The 22,809-nt window shown below is 74.0% G+C and carries 16 protein-coding genes; 5 read left to right on the forward strand and 11 right to left on the reverse strand.

Translation table 11 applies throughout. The features are described 5' to 3' along the window. Window positions 1–174: 174 nt before the first annotated feature. From typA to IF45_RS0121540, 3 genes are all read right to left on the reverse strand, one after another. Window positions 175–2,082, reverse strand: a complete 1,908-nt coding sequence (typA, locus tag IF45_RS0121530; protein WP_003950643.1) for a translational GTPase TypA — start codon at window positions 2,080–2,082, stop codon at window positions 175–177. Between the two features lie 183 nt (window positions 2,083–2,265). Beyond that, entirely contained in the window at window positions 2,266–2,991 is a 726-nt protein-coding gene (locus IF45_RS0121535; RefSeq protein WP_030308988.1) for a hypothetical protein, read from the reverse strand. 268 nt (window positions 2,992–3,259) lie between these two features. Then, complete coding sequence (locus tag IF45_RS0121540) at window positions 3,260–5,539, reverse strand: ABC transporter family substrate-binding protein (RefSeq protein WP_030308990.1); 2,280 nt, start codon at window positions 5,537–5,539, stop codon at window positions 3,260–3,262. A gap of 944 nt (window positions 5,540–6,483) precedes the next feature. Between IF45_RS0121540 and IF45_RS0121545 the strand changes: the two genes are divergently transcribed. Continuing rightward, window positions 6,484–6,903: a hypothetical protein gene (locus IF45_RS0121545; protein WP_030308993.1), complete on the forward strand. Its 420-nt coding sequence runs from the start codon at window positions 6,484–6,486 to the stop codon at window positions 6,901–6,903. On the opposite strand, the gene IF45_RS0121550 is transcribed toward IF45_RS0121545, so the two are convergent. The 7 genes from IF45_RS0121550 to IF45_RS0121580 all read right to left on the reverse strand — a co-directional run bounded on the left by IF45_RS0121550 (window position 6,890) and on the right by IF45_RS0121580 (window position 15,105). Continuing rightward, window positions 6,890–9,583 (reverse strand): SpoIIE family protein phosphatase, encoded by a 2,694-nt coding sequence (locus tag IF45_RS0121550; protein WP_030308995.1) that lies wholly within the window; start codon window positions 9,581–9,583, stop codon window positions 6,890–6,892. The genes IF45_RS0121545 and IF45_RS0121550 overlap by 14 nt on opposite strands. A gap of 340 nt (window positions 9,584–9,923) precedes the next feature. Next, window positions 9,924–10,331 carry an ATP-binding protein gene (locus IF45_RS0121555; protein ID WP_030308997.1) on the reverse strand — a complete coding sequence of 136 codons (408 nt, stop codon included), beginning with the start codon at window positions 10,329–10,331 and terminating at the stop codon, window positions 9,924–9,926. Window positions 10,332–10,556: 225 nt separating this feature from the next. Then, entirely contained in the window at window positions 10,557–10,994 is a 438-nt protein-coding gene (locus IF45_RS0121560; RefSeq protein ID WP_008405728.1) for a (deoxy)nucleoside triphosphate pyrophosphohydrolase, read from the reverse strand. 38 nt (window positions 10,995–11,032) lie between these two features. Next, entirely contained in the window at window positions 11,033–11,200 is a 168-nt protein-coding gene (locus IF45_RS33145; protein WP_008405731.1) for a hypothetical protein, read from the reverse strand. 303 nt (window positions 11,201–11,503) lie between these two features. Then, the gene (locus tag IF45_RS0121570) at window positions 11,504–12,256 is read right to left on the reverse strand and encodes a GntR family transcriptional regulator (protein WP_030308999.1); all 753 of its coding nucleotides are present in this window, start codon (window positions 12,254–12,256) and stop codon (window positions 11,504–11,506) included. Between the two features lie 142 nt (window positions 12,257–12,398). Then, complete coding sequence (locus IF45_RS0121575) at window positions 12,399–13,313, reverse strand: DUF4190 domain-containing protein (protein WP_226660239.1); 915 nt, start codon at window positions 13,311–13,313, stop codon at window positions 12,399–12,401. A gap of 208 nt (window positions 13,314–13,521) precedes the next feature. Beyond that, window positions 13,522–15,105, reverse strand: a complete 1,584-nt coding sequence (locus tag IF45_RS0121580) for a S8 family peptidase (RefSeq protein ID WP_030309002.1) — start codon at window positions 15,103–15,105, stop codon at window positions 13,522–13,524. Window positions 15,106–15,452: 347 nt separating this feature from the next. Here IF45_RS0121580 and IF45_RS0121585 point away from each other — a divergent pair, with 347 nt between their 5' ends. Further along, window positions 15,453–18,218 (forward strand): discoidin domain-containing protein, encoded by a 2,766-nt coding sequence (locus IF45_RS0121585; protein ID WP_030309004.1) that lies wholly within the window; start codon window positions 15,453–15,455, stop codon window positions 18,216–18,218. Here IF45_RS0121585 and IF45_RS0121590 read toward each other — a convergent pair. Next, the gene (locus tag IF45_RS0121590; protein ID WP_256671088.1) at window positions 18,156–18,953 is read right to left on the reverse strand and encodes a ribonuclease FAU-1 family protein; all 798 of its coding nucleotides are present in this window, start codon (window positions 18,951–18,953) and stop codon (window positions 18,156–18,158) included. The genes IF45_RS0121585 and IF45_RS0121590 overlap by 63 nt on opposite strands. Before the next feature lie 355 nt (window positions 18,954–19,308). On the opposite strand from IF45_RS0121590, the gene IF45_RS0121595 reads away from it, so the two are divergent. The 3 genes from IF45_RS0121595 to IF45_RS0121605 all read left to right on the forward strand — a co-directional run bounded on the left by IF45_RS0121595 (window position 19,309) and on the right by IF45_RS0121605 (window position 22,765). Beyond that, window positions 19,309–19,824: an SUKH-4 family immunity protein gene (locus IF45_RS0121595; protein ID WP_003950631.1), complete on the forward strand. Its 516-nt coding sequence runs from the start codon at window positions 19,309–19,311 to the stop codon at window positions 19,822–19,824. A gap of 77 nt (window positions 19,825–19,901) precedes the next feature. Next, window positions 19,902–21,095 (forward strand): hypothetical protein, encoded by a 1,194-nt coding sequence (locus tag IF45_RS0121600; RefSeq protein ID WP_030309007.1) that lies wholly within the window; start codon window positions 19,902–19,904, stop codon window positions 21,093–21,095. Then, on the forward strand, window positions 21,086–22,765 hold the full coding sequence (locus IF45_RS0121605) for a hypothetical protein (RefSeq protein WP_030309008.1): 1,680 nt from the start codon (window positions 21,086–21,088) through the stop codon (window positions 22,763–22,765). The genes IF45_RS0121600 and IF45_RS0121605 overlap by 10 nt, the downstream gene beginning before the upstream one ends. Window positions 22,766–22,809 lie beyond the last annotated feature (44 nt).

Genomic DNA, 22,809 nt, shown 5'->3' on the forward strand with positions numbered 1-22,809 from the left:
CCCTCCCGGACCGCCGCGGAAAGGGGCTGTGAGCATCTTTCAGCCCCCGGGCGCCGAGCGCATCCGGTTCGGCCAACTTCCGTCAACTCCGCAGCGCCAAAAGGCCGGTGCCCGGCCCCGCACCACCCGTGAGGGGGGGTACGGGGCCGGGCACCGTCGGGCCGGCGGCGCGGATCAGCCGTGCTTGGCCTTGGAGGCGGCGCGGGCGCGGGTGCGCGCGTCCAGGTTGACCTTGCGGATGCGGACGGACTCCGGGGTCACCTCGACGCACTCGTCGTCGCGGCAGAACTCCAGGGACTGCTCCAGGGAGAGCTTGCGCGGCGGCACCAGCGACTCGGAGACGTCGGCGGTGGAGGAGCGCATGTTGGTGAGCTTCTTCTCCTTGGTGATGTTGACGTCCATGTCGTCGGCGCGGGAGTTCTCGCCGACGATCATGCCCTCGTACACCTCGGTGCCGGGCTCGACGAAGAGGACGCCGCGCTCCTGCAGGTTGGTCATCGCGAAGGCGGTGACCGAGCCGGCGCGGTCGGCGACCAGCGAGCCGTTGTTGCGGGTCTTCAGCTCGCCGAACCACGGCTCGTGGCCCTCGTGGATGGAGTGGGCGATGCCGGTGCCGCGGGTGTTGGTGAGGAACTCCGTGCGGAAGCCGATGAGGCCGCGGGAGGGAACGATGAACTCCATGCGGACCCAGCCGGAGCCGTGGTTCGACATGTTGTCCATGCGGCCCTTGCGGGTGCCCATGAGCTGCGTGACGGCGCCCATGTGCTCCTCGGGCACGTCGATGGTGATGCGCTCGATCGGCTCGTGGACCTTGCCGTCCACGTCCTTGGTGACCACCTGCGGCTTGCCGACGGTCAGCTCGTACCCCTCGCGGCGCATCTGCTCGACCAGGATGGCCAGCGCCAGCTCACCGCGGCCCTGCACCTCCCAGGCGTCGGGGCGCTCGGTGTCCAGGACGCGGAGCGAGACGTTGCCGATCAGCTCGCGCTCCAGGCGGTCCTTGACCTGGCGGGCGGTGACCTTGCGGTCCTTGACGGCCGCCTTGTTGTCGGCGCCCTTGCCGGTGCCGCCCCGGCCGACCAGCGGCGAGGTGTTGGTGCCGACGGTCATCGAGATCGCGGGCTCGTCGACCGTGATGAGCGGCAGCGCGACCGGGTTCTCCGGGTCGGCCAGCGTCTCGCCGATCATGATCTCCGGGATGCCGGCGACGGCGCAGATGTCACCGGGGCCCGCCTTCTCGGCCGGCTTGCGGGTGAGCGCCTCGGTCATCATCAGCTCGGAGATGCGGACGCTGGAGATGGAGCCGTCGCGCTTGATCCAGGCGACCGTCTGGCCCTTCTTCAGCTCGCCCTGCTCGACGCGGAGCAGCGCGATACGGCCGAGGAAGTTGTCGGCGTCCAGGTTGGTGACGTGCGCCTGGAGCGGGGCGGCCTCGTCGTACTGGGGGGCCGGGACCGTCTCCAGCAGGGTGGTGAAGAACGGCTCCAAGCTGTCGCTGTCGGCCGGGACGGTGCCGTCCTCCGGCTTGGTCAGCGAGGCGACGCCGTCACGGGCGCAGGCGTAGACGATCGGGAACTCGATCTGGTCCTCGTCGGCGTCCAGGTCGAGGAAGAGGTCGTACGTCTCGTTGACGACCTCGTCGATGCGGGAGTCCGGGCGGTCCGTCTTGTTGATGCAGAGGATGACCGGCATCCGGGCGGCGAGCGCCTTGCGGAGCACGAAGCGGGTCTGCGGGAGCGGGCCCTCGGAGGCGTCCACCAGGAGCACCACGGCGTCGACCATCGAGAGACCGCGCTCGACCTCGCCACCGAAGTCGGCGTGGCCGGGGGTGTCGATGATGTTGATCGTGATCGGGTCCCCGCCGGACTTGGGGTGGTACTTCACCGCCGTGTTCTTGGCGAGGATCGTGATGCCCTTCTCACGCTCCAGGTCGTTGGAGTCCATGACCCGGTCGTCGACCGAATCCAGCTGGTGGGCGGCGAAGGCGCCCGCCTGCTTGAGCATGGCGTCGACCAGGGTGGTCTTGCCGTGGTCGACGTGGGCGACGATGGCGACGTTACGGATGTCGTGACGCGTGGGCATGCTGGCTAGCGCTTCTCTCGGATCGGGGAATCAGGCGTCTCGTCCTTCGTACGCCCGCCGGGCGGACCCGCCACGGCTTTGTCCCATGGTACGGGGCGCGGACAACCCCGGCCGAACACAGGGCGTCCGGGGGCCGACGGCGCCACCGCGACCAGGTCACGGACGGCACCGCCGGCGAGGCGCTCAGGACGTCTTCCGGTCACCCTCGGAAGCCTTCGGCTTCCCTCCGGTGTTGGCGGGGTCGTCGCCCTCGCAGGCGAGCAGGGCGGCGTCGCGAGCGGTGGGCGTCGCGTCGGTCAGGGGCTCCTGGCAGTCCAGCACGCCGGCCCCGTCGACGGTCCAGCTCTCGGCCTGCCCGTAGACGGTCCGGCCGTCCCCGCACTCCAGCCGGAACTGCCCGGTGACGCTCGTGACCTGCGCCCATTCGACGGTGCCGACCCCGTCCCCGTCGACCTCGACGCCCCCGCCGTCCAGCGCGTACGGGAGCGCGGGGTCGGCGAAGGCCAGGCCCTCCTGGCCGGCCTCCCCGTCGTCCAGCCCGGCCTCCCCGATGTGCAGAGCCAGCGAGTAGAGCGTCCGGCGGGGGTCGACCCCGGCGCCGCGCGGCGCGTCCACGGCCTTCCGGGGCCGGGCCACGGCGGCGAGCGGGGTCTCCTCGCCCTTCTCCGAGGCGCGGCTCACCCCGGTGAGCAGCGGCTCCTCGCGCACCCCGAACCAGGTGTAGGTACCGCCCTGGCAGGGCGCGGCGGAGTTCCGCGCCGTGGGCTTGGCCTCGGCGGCAGCGGTTTCCGGTGCGGTGGAGCGGCCGACGGCGAAGGAGGCGGCGCCCACCACGAGGCAGGTGGCCACGGCGGCGACGAGGGCCCGGCGCAGGCCGGGCGGGGCGGTGGTGCGGCGGTCCTCGGACATGCTGTTCCCCCGTGTGACGTGTGCGAAGAGACGTCCGTGGCCCGACGCCGGTGGCGGGACACGGTCCTGCGGTGGCGCTGGTCGGTCCGCGCCCCGGGGCGCGACGCCACCGGCCCGGATCTTGGGGAATCCGGGCCGGCGGGGTGGGGTGGGGGGAATCCGTAGAGCTCGACGGGGTCGAGGGATCGACATGACCTTGCCCGCCGGGTGGTCCGGCGGGCAAGGGAGTTGAGCCAGTTCTGAGGTGCGGGTCGCGTGAGGGTCCTGGTCAGGACCCGGGCTTGCGGTCCTGCTTGCCGGGCTTGGCGCCCTTCTTCAGGAAGCCGATGTCCTGGTAGCGCGGGGTCGCGAAGCCGAAGGCACCGGCGTTGGCGACGCTCGGCCGGGCCGCGACCAGCTCGGGGCGCTGGTAGAGCGGGATGGCCCCGGCGACCGCCCAGATACGGGCGTCCGCCTCCTTGATCAGCTTCTTGCGGGCGCCGTCGTCCAGCTCGCCGACGGCCTGGTCGAAGAGCTGGTCGATCCGGTCGGTGCCGACCCGGGTGTAGTTCTGCGCGACGTTGAGCGAGCCGTCCGCCGCCGGGACCGGCTTGGCGTGGATGGGGCGCCCGTCGGTCGCCGGGTAGGCCGTGCCCGGCCAGGAGTAGAGCGCCATGTCGTACTGGCCGGAGGCGACGTGGTCGGTGAAGTAGCCCGAGCTGGGGACCTTCTTCATCGCCGTGGTCACCCCGATCTTCTCCAGCTGCTCCGCGATCTTGTCGGCGACCGCGCGCAACTGCTCGGACCCGGCCCCCGAGGGCACCACGAACCGCAGCGTCAGCGCCAGCCCGTCCTTGGCCAGCGGCCCCGCCGCCCCCTCGGCCCCCGGACTCTCCGACTCCTTCGGCGCCGCCGTGCCCTTGGGGGCGTACGCGCCGGGCGGGCCGCCCTGCTGGGCGTGCGCCCCCTGCTCGGTCTTGCCGTCGCCGTCCTGCCGGGCCACCACGTCGGCCTGGCGCCACAGGGCCGCGCCCTGTCCCGCCGCGACCGCGCCCGGCAGCATCGGGCCACCGCGCCCGCCGGACTTCCCGTCGTCCTCGCCGACGATGTACTCGCCGCCGTCGTCACCGGGCCGGTCCTCGTTCCCGGAGTTCCCGACGGCCTCCTCGCCCTCGGCCCCCTCGGCGGGCTCACCGGAGGCCCCGGCGTTCTTCGGCCGGGCCGCGCCCTGGCCCGGCTTCCAGCCCGCCTCGGCGAGCAGGGCGCGGGCCTCGGCGGTGTCCTGGCTGCCGAGCGCGTCGCTGGCGTCCTCGTAGGCGTCCTGCCCGGCCAGTGCCAGGTGGCTGCCGACCGGCTGGGCGGGCAGGCCGAGCGGCTTCAGCACCGTCTCGGCCAGCTCCTTGCGGTCCAGGGCGCGGGCCACGGCCCGGCGCACCCGCTCGTCGGCGAGCGGGCCGTCGGCGCCGTTCAGCGCCAGCTGGGTGAAGGAGGGCTCCAGGGCCTTGCGGACCTCGTAGGCGCCGAGGGACTTCTGCTCGGCGGCGTACGCGACGACCGCCTCGCGGGTCTGCTCGCGGGCCAGCTGCTCCGACTCGGCCGCCTCCTGCTCGGTGCCGTGGGCGACCGCCCAGGACATCAGCGCGTCCGCGGGGGTGCGCCCGGCGCCGGGACCGTGGGCGAGCGGGCCCTTGGCGCCCTTGTCGCGGCGGGCCAGCGAGATCCGCTCCGCCTCGCCCGGGGCGACCTGCGCCAGGTCGACCCGGCCCGCGGTGAGCGCCTTGGTGCGGTTCTTCGGGGCGACCTTGCGGAAGACCAGCTGGTCGAGTTTGGGCTGGTCACCCCACCAGCGAGGGTTGCGGACGAGGGTGATGTCGCCCGACTTCCGGTCGACCTTCTTCAGGCTGAACGGGCCCGCGGTGTTCTTCAGGGTGGTGCGCGCGCTGTCGTTGAAGGAGTCCGGGGTGCCCATGACGTCCTTCGGGTACAGCGGCGTGAAGAGGCTGCGCCACTCCGCGTACGGCTTGTCGAAGGTGACCTGCACCTCCAGGTCGTCCTTGCCCCGCTCGACCTTGGCGATCCGGTCGTACCCGGCGTTCCTGGCGGTCCAGTACGCCGGGTCCTTGCCGCGCAGGGCGCGCCACTGGGCGGCGAAGTCGGGGGCGCCGATCTCCCGGCCGTCGCTCCACACGGCCTTCTGGTTCAGCCGGTAGACGACGACCTGGCGCGGCTCGCGCTCGACCACCTCGGCGGACTCCAGGTAGTCCGGGTTGGCCTGCGGGCGGCCCTTGTCGTCCAGGGTGAACAGGGCCGGCAGGACGGCGCCGGTCACCCGGGTGGTCCCGGTGTCGGCGTCCGCCTGGTACGCGTTGAGGGTGCCCGGAACGGCGTCGATCGCCCAGGTCAGGGTGGAGCCGTTGGCGACCAGGTCGCGGGGGGTGGGTGCGAGGTCCTGGGCGGCTGCCGGAACGTTTCCTTCCTCGGACGCGCCGCACGCCGCGACGGCCGGGAGTGCGAGGACTCCGGTCGTCAGGAGCGCGACCGAACGCCGTCTTGCGCCGTCGTGGAACATGGGGCGTACCTCCGGGAGTCACCGGGATTTGATCACGTTTGGCGGTATATGGAGCTGATCACATCTATTGCCACGGAACGCCTCCGGCGCGGACCCGTCGCGCCGACACGCCGTGAAGAGGTACGGGTTCCACCCGGGCGGACGCGCCTCCCCCACCGACTGGGCCCGCCTCAGGCGCCGGCCGGGCTGCGGGGGGCTGGGCTGCGGCTTCTGCCGCGGGCCAGAGGTGGCCTCAAGCGCCGGCCGGGCTGGAATTTGGCCCGGCTCCGGCCTTCGGCCGCGGCTCAGAGATGGCCTCAAACGCCGGCCGGGCTGGAGTTTGGCTGGGCTGACTTTGGCCGGGAGTGGGCCGGGTGGGGTGGTTCGGTGGCGCGCCTGGAGAACAGAAGGGCCCCGGTGGGCTGAGCCGTCGGGGTCCTTCGGTCGTTCGGTGGGGCTGTTGTTGTGAGGCGGGATGTCGGGGGCCCCACACCCACTCCAGCCCGGCCGGCACTTGAGGCCACTCGGTAACCGGCACAGGAAGACCACCCCCGCCAAATCCCAGCCCGGCCGGCGATTGAGGCCATCTCTGACCGGCACGGTCACGACGAACCGCGCCCCCTCCAGCCCGGCCGGCGATTGAGGCCATCTCTGACCGGCACGGTCACCACGAACCGCACCCCCTCCAGCCCGGCCGGCGCTTGAGGCCATCTTTGACCGGCACGGTCACCACGAACCGCACCCCAAAACAGCCCGGCCGGCGCCTGAGGCCATCCTTGACCGGCACGGTCACCACAGACCGCACCCCAAAACAGCCCGGCCGGCGCCTGAGGCCACGCCAGGGCGGGCGGGTTGTCCACGCACACCCCCCACGTTGAGCGGAGTTTCCCGCCTCCCCGCTCGCCAGGGCGACCCCGTCGCCCTACTCTCCGAAGGAGCGGTCAAGCGCGGCGAAGGGTGACACGGTGCGGGCGGACCTGATCCTGCCGATCCTGGTGCTGGCAGCCGCACTGACCGCCGCCGTGTACACGTACCGCCGGCGCAGACGCCGGGTCAGCACCCGCACCACCCCGGCGGGGACCGAGATATGGGGAGCGGGCGGCGACACCCGCACCCCGGTGCTCTCCCCGGCGGAGGCCCTGGAGCAGGCGGAGGACGCGATCCGGATCAGGGCGGCCCAGGTGGCGGCCGCCTCCCCCGACGCCCCGCCGCAGGCCCTGATCGCCGCCGAGGCGGCCCTGACGACGGCCCGCACGGAACTGGCGGAGGCCCGCCGCCAGTGGGCCAAGGGCGAGAACCCGGCGGCCGTACGCGAGCACAGCGCGCGGGCCGACGACGCTCTCCAGGCGGAGGCCCCGGCGTTCTCCGCGCTCAGAAGAGACTGAGCAGGGCCTCGGTCGGGTCGGGCGCCTCTCCCCCGTCGGGCAGCGCCAGCTCGAACCAGACGGTCTTGCCCCGGGGCGTACGCCGCGAGCCCCAGGAGGCGCTGAGCAGCCCGACCAGCTGGAGCCCGCGCCCGCCCTCGTCGGTGTCGCGGGCGCGCCGCCGCCGGGGCTGGACCAGCCCGGCGTCCCAGACCTCGCAGACCAGGGTGCGGTCGAGGAGCAGCCTCAGCCGGATCTCCCCCTCGCCGTACCGCAGGGCGTTGGTGACGAGTTCGCTGACGAGCAGTTCCACGGTGTCGACGAGGGCGTCGAGTCCCCAGCTCTCCAGCTGGGTGCGGGCCAGTTCGCGGGCGCGGCCGACCGACTTGGGTTCGCGCGGCAGCGTCCAGTCGCCGACGTTCTCGGCGGGGAGCCCCTGGACCCGCGCCATGAGCAGCGCGATGTCGTCCTCGCCGTGGTGGGTGTCGAGGGTGGACAGGACGTGGTCGCAGGCGTCCTCCAGGGCCATCTCGGGCCCGGTGAGGGCGGCCCGGAAGGCGCTGAGCCCGGCGTCCAGGGTCTGGTCGCGGGATTCGACGAGGCCGTCGGTGTAGAGGGCGAGCAGGGCGCCTTCGGGGATCTCCACCTCGACCTCCTCGAAGGGTTCGCCGCCGACGCCGAGCGGCAGCCCGGGCGGTACGTCGAGGAGGAGGGCGGGCTCGCCGGGCTCGCCCGGTTCGACGATGACGGGCGGCAGGTGGCCGGCGTTGGCGAAGGTGACGCGCCGGGTGACGGCGTCGTAGACCGCGTAGACGCAGGTGGCGAGGTAGACCTCGGAGAGGTCGGCGTCACGGTTCTGCAAGGCGGCGCGGGTGGACTGCTGGGAGCCGGGGCCGTGCGCGGGGGCGCCGAGGCCGCGGGCGATCTCGTCCAGGTGGGAGAGGACCTCGGCCGGTTCGAGGTCGAGCAGGGCGAGGGTGCGTACGGCGGTGCGCAGTTCGCCCATGGCGACGGCGGCGCGCAGGCCGCGGCCCATCACGTCGCCGATGACCAGGGCGGTGCGGTGGCCGGGGAGTTCGATGACGTCGAACCAGTCGCCGCCGACCTCGGTGGCGGCGTTGCCGGGCAGGTAGCGGCAGGCGATGTCGAGCCCGGACGCCTCGGGGGCGCCGGGCGGCAGCAGGCTGCGCTGGAGGATGAGGGCGCGCTCGTGCTCGCGGCGGTAGAGGCGGGCGTTGTCGATGCAGACGGCGGTGCGCGCGGCCAGTTCGGCGGCGAGTGCCCGGTCGCGCTCGCTGAAGGGCTCGCTCCCCTTCGTCCGGGAGAACTTGACCAGTCCGACCACGGTGTCCCGGGCGACCAGCGGCACGGCGAGGGTGGAGTGGACCAGCCCGGTGGAGCCCTCGACGTTCTGGGCGCGGGCGGTGCGCAGCGCGGTGGCGCAGGGCGAGCCGTACTCGTAGTGGTGGACGGAGTTGACGGGGACGGGGGCGGTGCCGGGGCGGCCCGCCTCGTCGCCGATGCCGGGGCTGAAGGGGGTGTCGGCGACAGCGCTGGAGAAGGCGACGCGGCGCAGGGCGCCGCCGGCGCCGCCGCCGTCGGCGGTGGACCGGCTCCACAGGCTCTGCGGGGTCTCGTCGCCCTCCAGGAGTGCCTGGTAGAGGTCGACGGAGGCGAGGTCGCAGAAGGCGGGGACGGTGACGTCGAGGAGTTCGCGGGCGGTGGTGTCCAGGTCGAGGCTGGTCCCGATGCGCGAGGCGGCGTCGTTGAGCAGGGCGAGGTTGCGCCGGGCGTGGGCGGCCTCGCGGGCGGCGGCGTCGCGGCGGGTGACGTCGGTGCCGATGGCGGCGACGCCCAAGGGGCGTCCGGCGCCGTCGTGGACGCGGTAGAGGTTGATCGACCAGTGGCGCCGTTCGCCGGGCTCGGAGTCGGCGGCGGGCCCGGTGAGCTGGAGGTCGTTGACCGGGTCGCCGGTGTCCAGGACGCGGTGGAGGGCGGCGCTGAGCCGGTCGGCCTCGCGCGGGGAGAGGTAGTCCTCGGCGGTGCGGCCGCGGTGGGTGTCGGCGGGGCCGCCGAAGACGGAGGCGAACCGCTGGTTGGCCCGCTGGATGCGCAGGTCGGTGCCGAAGAGCAGGAAGCCGATGGGAGATTGGCCGAAAATCGCCTCCGAGGCGGCCAGTCCCGACTCGATGCTCCGCAGGGTGCGGACGTCCACCACGATGCAGACGGCGGCCCGGTCCCCCGCCTCGGTACGGGTGGGCATCACGTAGATCTCGGCCAGCCCCTCGCGCACCGCGGCCGCCGGGGGGTCGTCGGGAGCGGTGCGGGGGGTGGGCGTGGTGGCCGGTTCCGTGACGGGTGCGCCGGGTGCGGCCTCGCCGGAGCGGGGCGCGGGCAGCCGGACGGGCAGGACGCCGGTCCACTCCTTGCCGTCGAGGATCTCGGCCATCTTGCGGTGGCCGCGTTCGCGCAGGTGGCCCGGGACGAAGGCGTCGATGGGGTCGCGGCCGAGCACGTCCTGGGCGCGGATGCCGAAGAGCCGCTCGGCGCGGTCGCTCCACTGGTCGACCAGCCCGTCGGGGCCGATCGAGAAGGAGGCGACCTTGATGTAGTCGTAGATCGACCCGGGTGGGCTGCTCTGCCACACGATCCGGCCCGCCGGCTCCTGGTGAGCCGTGGCCTTCGCTGGTATCTCGCTCACGCGAACCGTCCCCTCCAGCTCACCGCCCCCGGACCCGGTACCGGGGCAGCAGTCCGCAGTATCCAGCACTACGGCGCGGCATCACATCTCGTTCACGATCACAGCACGGTCTCGACGCTTTCAGGTCGCGGACGACCCGCCGGGGTATTCGAGACCGGCGCACTGACACTCCTAACCATGGGGAACGCCCTCCTAACCTCGGACGGTCCACCGAGAACGAACGAGAGCGCACGAGCCCGCACGCGGTCGACCGGACCCGACCGGTCACCGGGCGTACGGACCGGAGCTGCCCGGATGCGACCGCCGGGCGCCGGGATCCGCCCGCTTCGGCGCGGGAACGTCACCCGGGAAGCGCCAGTTCGAACCAGACGGTCTTGCCCCGCCGGCCCCGCCGGGTGCCCCAGCGGCACGAGGTGCAGGCGACGAGCTGGAGACCGCGGCCGGTCTCCTCGTCGGGTCCGGCCCGGCGCTCGCGGGGCGCGTCGGGAACAGGGTCGGAGACCTCCACCAGCAGCGGCGAGCCGACTTCCTCGGGGTGGGTGAGGCGGACCCCGATGGGCCCGTGCGCGTACCGCAGCGAGTTGGTCACCAACTCGCTGACCAGCAGCGCGGTCACGTCCTCCAGGGCGTCGAGCCCCCAGGCGGCCAGCTGGCGCCGGACCACGGTCCGTGCGGTGCGCACGACCCCCGGGTCGGCGGGGAAGGTCCACGCGGCACAGTCGCCACGGGTGTCGATCACACCGATCACTTCCAAACACCGGCAGCCCTCTCCGCTGCCCGCGCGGAATGCCGCCGGGCGTGGGCGGGGGACGACTGCGGGACGAAGGGACGACGGACACGCCGGCACTTCCCGGACGAGGAGCACCGGGCGATTGCCGTGACTATTGCCCGATCGCTCCTCGTTCATAGCGATACGTCCGCTATTCGCGCCCCGGTGTCGCCCCGTCGGCCCAGCGGAACTCCCCGGCCCGGCTCAGTCCAGCGCCGGGCTCTCCATCCGCCGGGCGGTCTCCATCACGGCGGGCCGGTCCTGGGGCAGCCAGTCGACGTCCCAGATCTCCTCGGCGGAGAGCCAGCGCAGCTCGTCGTGGTCCTCCAGCGGCTCGGGCTCGCCCTCCACGAGGCGGGCGGTCCACACCTTCAGGACGTATCCGGGCTTCAGCTCCCAGGTGCCGGGGATGCGCTCCACCGGTTCCGCCCGTACGCCGAGTTCCTCGCGGAGTTCCCTCACGAGGGCCGCCTCGGGCTGTTCGCCGGGCTCGATCTTGCCGCCCGGCAGCTCCCAGCGGCCCGCAAGTTCCGGCGGGGCGCTACGGCGGGCCGCGAGCAGGCGCTCGGTCACGGGTCCGCCCCGGCCGTCGGCTCGCGCGTCCCGCAGTGCGGCGGCGACCACCACGATCTGTTCCGTCATGCGCGGGAGCCTACGCGGCGTCCGGCCCCCGGAGGAGGTCAGGCGGACTGCCGCTCGACCCAGTAGTGCTGTTCGTCGCGCGAGCCCAGCGACTCGACGACCTTCTGGGCCTCGGCGCGCGTGGCACAGGCGGCCACCCGGTACCGGTTGCCGTTGGCCTCCTGCCGTATGACGTGCCAGGGGAGCGCGGTACCGCCCTCACCCATCGCACGCCTCGCTTCCTGCACCCGGCTCACTTCTCGCTCCGTTCGTCGAGGAAACCGCACTCCGCATATGCCGGAGCCTACGCCCGACCTTCACTCAACGGATACGGAATGGCACAAAGAGGTAAGCAACCAGCCAAGCCGGAGGGGGCGCATCCGGATGGACGCGCCCCCTCGGGAACGAGTTGAGCCTTCAACCAGCAGCAGGGAAGCCCACGTTGACGACACGGAAGCAGTTCATCCGTCAGCCCCGGCGCACGCCCCCGGCATACGCGCGCCCCCTGAGGTCCCGCCGCGGCCCGGCGCTCACTTGACCGGAAGGTGGTACGCCACCCGGTAGCGGTCGGCCGGGACGACCACGTCGGCGGTCTCCACCGGACGGCCCGAGGCGTAGTAGGTGCGCCGGATGGTGAGGACGGTGTGGCCGGGGACGCCGCCGAGGGCGAGGAGTTCCTCGGCGAGGCCGGGGCGGCAGCCGACCTCCTCCGCCATGTTGTCCACGACGATGTCGATGGCGGCCATCCGCTCGACCACCCCCGAGCCGCCGAGCGGGCCCTCCTCGGGGAGCATCACCGGGGTGCGGCCGGTGAGCGCCAGCGGCTCCCAGGAGGTGGAGAGCATCATCGCCTCGCCGGCCTCGCGGAAGACGTACCGGGTGCGCATCACGCGGTCGCCGGGCTCGATGCCGAGCCGCTCGGCGACCTCGACCGAGGCGCCCTCCTGCTCGCTGCGCGACTCCCAGGTGCCGCGCACCCCGCTCAGCGCCTGCTCCTGCCGGAACGGCGTGGAGCCGCCGGGGTCGCGGTACCCGGTGCGGGCGATCCGGCGCGGCTCGGGCCGCTCGCGCACGTACGTCCCCGAGCCCGAGCGGCCCTCGACCAGCCCCTCGGCCATCAGGACCTTGCGCGCCTCCAGCGCGACCGTGTCCGAGACGCCGTACTCCTGCCGGATGCGGGCCTGCGAGGGGAGGCGGGTGTTCGGCAGAAGGGCACCGTCGACGATCTTCTTGCGGAGGTCGTCCGCCACGCGCAGATACGCAGGCCGCTCACCGAACGTCACTGGCCACTCCCATCAGGTTGACAGACAGCGACAGCCTGACAACCGTAGGTTGCCGCCCGCAACCTTGGGCCAGAGATTCACCTGAAGTGACGAATTCGCGGGTGGCCGGGAACTTCGCGCCGCGTCCCCCCGCTCACCCCGCTCATCCCGCGAGCGGGCGCGGCAGACCCACCGGAGAGATCTCCCCCGGCGGCTCCTCCTCCCCCGCACCGGCGCCGCCGTCCCCGCCCTGGCCGGACCCCGAGCCGGACCCGGCGAGGCTGCCGGTGAGCTTCCCGCCGTCCTTGCCGAAGAGACAGCTGACCTCGCGGTCGCCGAGGGCCCAGCTCTCGGCGGTCGGCAGGTAGTAGAAGACGAAGACGTCCGGGGGCAGTTCCTCGACGGACCGGCCGGCGTAGGCGTCGACCTTGGCCGTGCAGCGGCGGTCGGCCAGGGAGTCGATCCGGTCCTCGCCCGGGTACGTCCTCGCGTCGGCCAGCTGGAAGGCCCCGAAAACCTCGCCGTCGTGCGGACGGGCGCAGTCGACCTTGTCGACGTCGTACGCCTCGCCCTCCAGTTCCCCCTCGGGGGCGTTGAAACACTCGCCGACGCGCAGTGTGAAGGCGCTGTTGCCGGACTCGCGCATCCCCTCGCGGAAACCGTCCATGAAGGAGGAGAAGCCGCCGGTGGCGAGCATCAGCGTCCACAGGGCCAGCCCGCAGGAGGAGAGGATCATGCCCGCCACCGCCATCCCCTTGCCGCGCTCCCCGCGCCGCTTGAGGCTGGGCAGCGCGAAGAGGCCGAGGATCAGGCCGACGGCCGGAACGAAGAACAGGATGCCGGTCACCAGGGAGCCGACGGCCAGACCACTGACCGGCGGCTGCGGAGCCGGGTAGCCGTATCCGTAGCCGTACCCCTGCCCCGGCTGCCCCGGATACCCGCCGTACGGGCCCGGCTGCGGCTGCTGGTACGGCCCCGGGCCGCCCTGCGGCGGTACGTACGGCGGGGGCGGCGGCGCCCCCGGTCCCGGCTGCTGGGGCTGGCCCGGCGGCATCCCCGGGGTCGGCGGTGTGGACACGCTCGCTCGCTCCTTCGGTCCCCTCCCGCGGGCCGCGCGCCACCGGCGGCGAGGCGTGGCCCGCACGGCGCGCGGTGCGCGCGTCCGTGGAGCGCATCGTATGCGGCGGGAGGGACGAAGCCCGGGGGCCAGGGGCGGATTCCGCCCCTGGCCCCCGGTCGGTACCTGTCGGTGCCGGTCAGTGCCTGTCAGTGCCCGTCAGCGCCGGTCAGAACTGCAGACCCCAGGAGTTGATGCGCCCGGTGTCGTACGTGGCGTTGTCGGTGACGCGCAGCTTCCAGACGCCGTTGGCGGTCTGGCCGGAGGCGTTGACCGTGTAGGTGGTCTTGATGTCGTCCGCGCTGCCGCCGGTGCCGAAGGCCTTCAGCGTGTAGACGGTGCCCGAGGGGGCGACCAGCTGGACGCGGAGGTCACCGATGTAGGTGTGCGAGATGTCGACCTTGACGCCCAGGGTGGAGGGCGCCGCGCCGGAGACGCCGCTGACGGTCACCGGGGACTCGACGGTGGTGTTGTCCGGCAGGGTGTAGCCGGTCTTGTTCTCGAAGAGCGGGCCGGCGGGCGGGGTGGTGCCGCCGGAGCCGACGCGCAGGAGCAGGTTGGGCGAGCCGGTGCCCGGACCGGTGACGACGCCGCTGGTGGCGTTGGCCTTCAGCGCGGCCTGGACCTGGGCCGGGGTCGCCGAGGGGTTCTCCGCCGCGTAGAGGGCGGCGGCGCCGACCACGTGCGGGGTCGCCATCGAGGTGCCGGAGATGGTGTTGGTCGCCGAGTCGCTGGTGTTCCACGAGGAGGTGATCGAGGAACCGGGGGCGAAGATGTCGACGACCGTGCCCCAGTTGGAGAACGAGGAACGCGCGTCGGTGTTGGTGGTGGAGCCCACCGTGATCGCCTCGGTGACCCGGGCCGGGGAGACGTTGCCGGCGTTCTGGTTCTCGTTGCCCGCCGCGACGCCGTAGGTGACGCCGGAGGCGATGGAGTTGCGGACCGCCTGGTCGAGGGCGGCGTCGGCGCCGCCGCCGAGGCTCATGTTGGCGACGGCCGGCTTCACGGCGTTCTGGGTCACCCAGTCGATACCGGCGACGACCTGCGCGGTCGTCCCGGAACCGGCGTTGTTGAGGACGCGGACGCCGACGATCTTCGCCTTCTTGGCGACGCCGTAGGCGCTGCCCGCGACGGTGCCCGCGACGTGGGTGCCGTGGCCGTTGCCGTCCTGGGCGACGTTGTCGTTGTCGACGGCGTCGTAGCCGTTGGCCGCGCGGCCGCCGAAGTCGCTGTGGCTGATCCGGACACCGGTGTCGATGATGTAGGCGGTGACGCCCTCACCGGCCTTGTCCGGGTAGGTGTACTTGCTGTCCAGCGGCAGCGACGCCTGGTCGATGCGGTCCAGGCCCCACGACGGCGGGTTGGTCTGGGTGGCGTCGATGGTGAAGGTGCGGTTCTGGATGACCGACTCGACGGCCGGGTCCGCCGCGAACTTCTCCGCCTCGGCGCGGCTCAGCTCCACGGCGTACCCGTTGAGCGCGGCCTTGTACGTCCGCTCGATGGTGGCGCCGTACTCCTTGGCGAGCGCCTTGCTCTTCGCCGAGGTCGCCTTGCCGACCTGGTCGGCGTCGAGCGTGACGATGTAGCTGTCCTTGACGCGGTCGGGGGCGTCCGCGTTGATGATCAGGCCCGCGCCCGAGGGGTCGGGCGCGGCGCTCGCGGGGAGCGCGGCGACGCCGCCGAGGGCGAGAGCGGCCACGGCCGTCGCACTGATGGCGGCCATTCTTCGGCGGTTGTGACGGGTCACTGCCATCTGAGGGGTCCTCCTCGTCGATGGTGCACAGGTGGGGGCGGTGCGCGGCGGGTGCTTTGGGGCGCACCGGCCGCAGCAACGGTCAGGGTCATGACAACCCGGAGGGCGGAGTGCTGCCCGCGTCGCCGTCGAAAGATTGACCGATCCATAGGAATCCCACAAGAGGGCGACCACAGGGTTAACACTCCAGCCACACAAGGAAGTTGGCGTCCGGTCACGCTTTCTCCGCATCCTGGTGGCCGAAAGCCGGTACCCCCGCCGGGCCGCCCGCGCGCCGCTCCCCCATCCGTGGGAACCACCGCCGCGCCCACCCCGGCGGCCCGCGCCGGGCCCGCATCGTCTCCTGGGTGAGGATCACCCGCGCGACCCGCCTGACGACGGCCCCGCTCCTCGCGGCGGCCCTCCTGACCCCCGCTCATCCCGCGGCGGCCGCCCCCGGACCCGGCCCGTCCGAGCCCGCCGCCCGGCCCCGGTGCGCCCCCTCCCCCGGCTGGACCCCGACGGCCGGCAGCCGCGCGGAGGCCACGCCCCACGCGTACGTCGGCAACGGCTACCTCGCCACGCGTGTCCCCGCCGCCGGTGCCGGATTCCGGCCACCGGGCGAGGGCGGCGAGCCGGAGGTGAGGACGGGCTGGCCCCTCTTCACCCCGCGCTACGACGGCGCGTTCGTCTCCGGCCTCTACGCCCGGGGCCCGGAGAACACCACGGGCCGCCAGGCGGTCGCGGCCCTCCCGAACTGGACCGGCCTGGAGGTCACGGCGGGCGGCGAGACCTACGGCCCCGCCTCCCGCGTCACCGGCTACCGCCAGACCCTCCTCCTCCGCTGCGGCCTGGTCCGCACCGCCCTCACCTGGACCGGCTCCGACGGCCGCCGCACCGACCTGGTGTACGAGGTCCTCGCCGACCGGAACGCCCCGCACGGAGCGGCCGTCCGGCTGCGGATCACGCCGCACTGGTCGGGGACGGCCACCGTCACCGACCGGATCGACGGCCGGGCCGCGCGCCGCGTGACACAGACCGGGGGCGGCGCGGAACCCGGCGCGCCCGGCGCCATGGCGGTCTCCTTCCGCACCGAGGGCACCGGGGTGAAGGGCGCCGTCGCCTCGGTGCTGCGCACGCCCGACGGCACCGCCCGCCCCGCCGACGGGGCCCGCTCGCTGGGCGCCACCCAGTCCGCCTCCTTCCCGGTCCGCTCCGGCCGCACCTACGAGGCCGTCAAGTACGTCGGCGTGGACACCTCGCTGACCTCACGCGACCCGCGCGCCGGCGCCGTCTCCGCCGCCCGGGCCGGGGCGCGGCGGGGGTGGCGGGCCCTGTACGAGGCGCACGCCGGCGCCTGGCGCACCCTGTGGGAGTCCGGCGCCGACCTGGACACCGCCCCCGCCGACCCGCCCGGCCGGGGCGCGGCCCCCCAGCCGACCGCCCGCCAGGAGGAACTGCGGCTCTGGCTCCGCTCGGCCCGCTACGGCCTGCTCTCCTCCACCCGCCCCGGCGCCCGCGACTCCCTCGGCCCCACCGGCCTGACCAGCGACAACTACGCCGGGATGATCTTCTGGGACGCCGAGACCTGGATGTTCCCCTCCCTGCTCGCCACCGACCCCGACCTCGCCAGAACCGTCCTGGATTACCGGGTGCGCACCTCCCCCGCCGCCCGCGACAACGCCCGCAAACTCGGCTTCGAGGGCCTCTTCTTCCCCTGGACCAGCGCCTCCTCGGGCGACCTGTGGGGCGAGTGCCAGAGCTGGAACCCGCCGCACTGCGTCACCCAGAACCACCTCCAGGGCGACATCGCGCTCGCCGCCTGGCAGTACTGGCTCGCCACCGGCGACCGGGGCTGGCTGCGCCGCGACGGGGAGCCGCTGCTGCGCGGCCTCGCGGAGTTCTGGGCCTCCCGGGTCACCGCCAACCCCGACGGCAGCTACTCGGTGAAGGGCGTCGCCGGCCCCGACGAGTACAGCAACGGCGTGGACGACGGCGTCTACACCAACGCCGTGGCCGCCACCGCCCTGCGCCACGCGGCGAGCGCCGCCGAGGAGACCGGCGCCAACGCCCCTCCCGAGTGGCGCCGCATCGCCGACGGCCTGCGCATCCCCTACGACGCCGGCCGCAAGGTCTTCCTCCAGTACGACGGCTACGAGGGCTCCCGCATCAAGCAGGCCGACGCGGTCCTCCTCGCCTACCCCCTGGACTGGCCCATGCCGGACGGCGCGGCCGCCGCCACCCTCGACTACTACGCCGCCCGCACCGACCCGGACGGGCCCGCCATGACCGACTCGGTCCACTCGGTGATCGCGGCCGGCGCCGGCGAGCCGGGCTGCGCCGCCTACACCTACCTGGAGCGCTCGGTCCGGCCCTTCACCCGCGGCCCGTACGCCCTCTTCGCCGAGGCACGGGGCGACAAGGCGGGGGCCGACGACCCGCTCTCCGGCACCCCGGCCGAGGACTTCCTCACCGGCAAGGGCGGGTTCCTCCAGTCCTTCACGCACGGCCTGACCGGGATGCGGCTGCGCGCGGCCGACCGGCTCCACCTCGACCCGGTGCTTCCGCCGCAGCTGGCGCGGGGCGCCGACGGGGCCGAGTCGGGCGGGGTGGCCGTGCGCGGGCTGCGATGGCGCGGGCGCGCCTTCGACGTGGTGATCGGTCCCGGGACCACCGAGGTGCGGCTCACCTCGGGTGCGCCCTTCACGGTCGAGACCCCCGAAGGGCGCTCCGTCCTCTCCCCCGGTACGCCTCTCACCCTCAAGACCCGGCGCCCTGACCTGGCTCCCACCTCGGATCCGGCGCGCTGCGCCCCCGTGCGGGCCTCCTCCGAGGAGCCGGGCCTCTACGCGGAGGCGGCCGTCGACGGGGCCGGGGCCACCGTCTGGTCGCCTGCCGCCGACGCCACCAGGGCGACCCTCACCGCCGAACTGGGCTCGCCCACGCGGGTCGCCTCGGTCACCCCGGACTGGGCGGCCGAGCCCGCCTCGTACCAGGTGGAGGTCTCGGCCGATGGCCGTAGTTGGCAGGGGGTTGGCACTGGGGTGCCGGCGCGTCAGGTGCGGCTGACCTTACGTAAGGAGCCGGGTGGGGAGCTGCCCGCGCTGCGGGAGTTGGGGGTGCGGGTGGAGTAGGGGCCTTCGGCCGGGCTGTCCTTGTGGCTGGGCTTCGTTCTGGCCGTACCGGTTCAAGATGGCCTCAAACGCCGGCCGGGCTGGGGGTTCGCGGTGCGTTCGCCGTCTGGGGCGGGCGGGGCCGCACCGGGGTACCTCCTCACAAACTGCATGGTGCGGGGTCAGTCGCTTCAAGGCGGCCGTGTGTGCAGTTTGCTGCGGGGGCACCCCGGTCTCGGCCTCCTCGGCGGTCCAGAAGCGGGGGTGGCCGGTCCTGACCGCGAAGGACTCCTCGTCCTTCCAGCGCCAGTGGCGGTCTGGGCTCACCGTCAGGTCCAGCTCCAGGTCGTCCACGACGATGTCCGTGCCCTCCTCGTTGACCGCGCCCTGCTCGTCGTACCGCGTGCGCCGTTCGAAGTTGACGTACCAGCCGCCGAAAGTGCCGTCGCGGGAGAAGAACCACCAGACCGCGTACCCGGCGCCGGGCGGCTGGAGGATGAGCGCGCTCCCGTTGCGCCAGCGGTCGGGGCGCAACGGGAAGCCGCCGGGCGGCCACCGCTCGGGGTCCAGGTCCCGCAGGTGCGCCCGTCGCCCGCCCGGCAACCGGGCCCGCCACCCGGGCGAACCCGCCGCAAGCCAGAGCCACACCCCTTCCGGCCCGCGCCCGGCCACCCGCACCGGGCACCCCACGCTGACCTGCCCACCGATCCGCAGCCACCACCACAGCACCCGGCCCCAGCGGTCCATCCGGTCCATCCGCAAGCTCCCCTCCCGCACCGATCACTCGTGCGGCCAAGCATGGCGGACGCCACTGACAATCCGTAGACCATGCCTCACTCAGGGTGATGCGCGGTCGGCTCTGGCGGGTGTTTCTCTTGGCCATCGACGGAGCCCGGACGTGGGTTGGGTCCCGGACGCGTTCTCCGGGCCGCCCCCGCACAGACCGGGGATGCAGCCGCTCTCCGGAGCTGGAGACCCCGAAGCCGACCGCGCGCTGCGGACCTTAGGTCCGGGTACTGACAACGGGGAGGTGCGGAGGGCGTGTTCGGATGTTCCGCGCCGGTCGGGGAGGATCGGGGCCGGTGAGGAGTGGAGAGCTGGAGGTTGCCTGATGGTGGAAGAGTCGTGGCTGCCCTATGACGGCGTCGCCCTCGCGCGTCTGGTGCCGGCGGGTGGCGAGGTGGTGGACGCGCTGGTCGGGCGGGGGTTGCCGGTGGACTGCTGCCGGGTGTTCGTGCGGGATCGTGGGCGGGAGTTGGAGGTTCGGGAGCTTCCGGCGGGGCGGGCTGTGTTTCTCGGGGCGTTCGAGGACGGGGTGAACTCGTACTGGCTGGTTCTGGGGAGTGGGGCGGTCTGGATGGTGCGCGGGTACGACGACGGGGGCGGGGAGCAGGGGTACGAGCTGGTCAACTCGTCGGTTCTCGGACTGCAAAGGGTGCTGGCGGTGTGGGAGGAGTTCGTGCGGTCGGGGTGGAGTGATGAGGACGACGGTTACGAGGAGTACGTCGAGGGGGTGGTCGGGCGGGCGCGGGACGGTGATCCGGAGGCGTTCGGGGACGAGGAGGCGTGGTGGGCGCGGCATTTCGAGGAGGTGGAGTTGGGGGTGCTGGTGCCCGAGGGGGCGTAGGGGGGAATGGGGCAGGTCAGGGGGTACGGGGCGGGCGGGTCCCGTCGGTTGTCGGTGGGGGATGCCAGACTTTCCGGGTGAGCGAAGACCCGAACGGCGCCGCCTCCGCGGCTCCCGCACTCCGGCAGCGGCTGGCCCAGGTGCGGGGCGTCTCCGTACCGCCCCGGCCGCTCGACGCCCGTGCCCTGGCGGCGCTCGCCGCCAATCCGGGGTGCCACCGGCGTGCCCTGCTCGACGGTGCGGGGGTGGACAAGCCCAGACTCGCCGAGGCGCTGGGGGTGCCTTCGGGGTTCGGGCAGTCGCAGTTCGCGTTCATGCGCGGGCACGCCTTCGAGGCGCGGGTGAAGGCCGACGGGGGCGCTGAGCTGCTGCGGCTCGCCCATGCCTGCCTCGGCGGCGGGCCCGCGCCGGACGGCGGTGGCGAGGTGCCCCGCCTCGCGGCCCCCGGGCAGGCCGAGCGGGTCGCCCGGACCGAGGAGGCGCTGCGGGAGGCGGCCGGGCGGCGGGGTGGCTGGACGCTGCTGGACCACCCGATGCTCGCCCTGGAGGTGGCCGGGTCGGACGCCTTCCTGGAGCCGGACGCGATCGTGGTTCATCCCGACGGCGGCTGGTCGGTGGTGGAGATCAAGTCCTTCCCGATGCTGGACGGTTCGGCGGACGCCGCCAAGGTCGGGGCGGCCGCCCGGCAGGCCGCGGTGTACGTGCTGGCGCTGGAGGAGGCCGCCGGCCGGCTCGCGGAGCGGCTGGGCGGGACTCCGGCCGTCCGCCACCAGGTGCTGCTGGTCTGTCCCAAGGACTTCTCCAACCTCCCCACCGGCGCCGCCGTCGACGTGCGCAAGCAGCGGGCGGTGACGCGGCGCCAGCTCTCCCGGCTCACCCGGGTCGAGGACGTGGCCGCCGCGCTGCCGCCCGGCGTCTGCTTCGACCCCGACCGGCCCCCGGACGAACTCCTGCGCGCCGTCGAGTCGGTCCCCGCCTCCTACGCCCCGGAGTGCCTCTCCGCCTGTGAACTGGCCTTCCACTGCCGTGAGCGGGCCCGCGCGGCGGGTGACGTGACCGCGCTGGGCCGCTCGGTCCGGGGTGAGCTGGGCGGGCTGACCTCGGTCGAGGAGGTCCTGACGGCCGCCGCCTCCCCGGACGGGGCCGGGGACGGGGGCGACCCGGGTACGGACGCGACGGTGGCGGCGCTGCGGAGGGCCGCCCGGCTGCGCGCCGAGGCGCTGGCCACCGCGGGCGCCGGGGCGCCGGATCGGGGGCCGGGATGCCGCTGATCAGCACCCTCGCCCGGCTGGAGGCGGTGCGTACGGGCCGGGCGCAGCCCGCCGCGACCGTGCTCCACCGCCACCTCTCCGCCCGCCCGCTGGTCCTCGTCCCGCTCACCACGGCCGGTGAGGCCGGAGCCCCGCTCGGCGCCCTCGTCGGCACCGACCGGGACGCGCCCCGCCTGCTGGTGGTCCCGCAACCGGCCGACCGGGAGCTGCGCTTCGCCTTCCTCGCCCGCCTCGCCTCGGTGGTCCTGCCGCACATCGAGGAGTACGCGGCCCAGGTGGAGCCCGCCGAGCGCACCGAGGCCGACCCGGAGACGGGCAAGCGCGTCAAGGTCGTCACCGAGCTGTGCGCCGACGCCCCGCAGCTCGTCGTGCCGGGGCGGGCCGGGATCGAGCTGGTGCGGCTGCTGGGGCGGGCCAACCGCTTCCGCCGCACCGCCGAGGAGGACCCGGAGGGCCCGTATCCGGCGCCGGAGCAGGTGCCGCTGCTGGGCCGCTGGTTGACCCATCTCGGCGAGCGGGCCCGGGTGCCGGGCTCCTCGATGCTGGTCGCCATGACGGACCTGCTGGCCCGGCACTGGGCCACCGGCCAGAGCGCGCTGGAGGACCAGCACCTCGGGGCGCTGCTCGCCTGGATCGACCCGCCGTCCGGGGACGACGGCGACCGGGCCGCGCGCCACGCCGAGCTGGCCCGGGACGAGGAGGGCCAGTTGCTCTGCCCGCCCGCCGGTCCCGCCACCGACCCCGCCTTCGACAACAAGCTGCTGGCGCCCGCCGTCGAGCGGTACGACCGGGCCCGCCGCGCCCTGGCCGACGCGCAGGACGGCGAGAGCGCCGACCGGCTGCTGGTCGCGACCACGGCGGCCGAGCGGGAGCTGCGCGCCCTGGTGGAGAGCCGCACCCGGCCGACCTGGGACGCGGTCTGGCGCGGCATCGACCTGCTGCGGGAGCTGCCCGAGGGCGCCCACGTCACCGACCGCTGGACCCGCGACCGCTGGTCCTTCACCGCGCACCGCGACCGGCTGGCCGCCGGGGAGCCGCCGCAGCCGCGCCGCGACGACGCGGTGACCGCCGCCCAGAAGCTCGCCACGCGCGAGCGGGAGCAGGCCCGGCTCGACGCCCAGGAGGCGCTGGACGATCCGCTGGTGATGGCCGGGCGGCGGCTGGCCGGGGAGGCGTTCACCGCCGAGGTGCTGGACGTACGGATGACGTACACCGAGAGCAAGCGGCCCAGTCCGCGTCCGGTGCTCACGGTCCGCACGGAGGACGCCCCGCACGCGGCGCCCGGCGCCAAGGTCTACCGCGAGCTGGACGGCCGCCCGCAGTCCGCCGAGGTGCTGGCGCCTGAGGAGGCGGCGGAGGCCCACCCGGAGGCCGGGGCGGAGTGCGCCGCCGGGGACGGCACCGGGGACGGCGCCGGGCCCGGGGAGCGGCTGCTCCTGCTGCGGGTGCTGGACCGGATGGGCCGGGGCCGCGAGCCGGAGGAGGGGTCGGTCCCGGAGAAGGGTGACCGGATCTGCTGGACCCTCTTCGAGCACGACCAGCGGGGCGGCCCCAAGCTGCCCGACCCCGAGGAGACACCGTGGACCCACGGCGGCCCGCCGGAGCCACCGGGCGCCCTGCCCGGCCCAGCGACCGCCCCCGACCCGGTGACCCCGGAGGACCTGCTGTGACACGCCGGCCGGCGGAGACGGGGGCGGGGGCGGGGCCGGGCCAG

This window comes from Streptomyces albidoflavus (assembly GCF_000719955.1).
Taxonomy (GTDB): Bacteria; Actinomycetota; Actinomycetes; order Streptomycetales; family Streptomycetaceae; genus Streptomyces; species Streptomyces albidoflavus.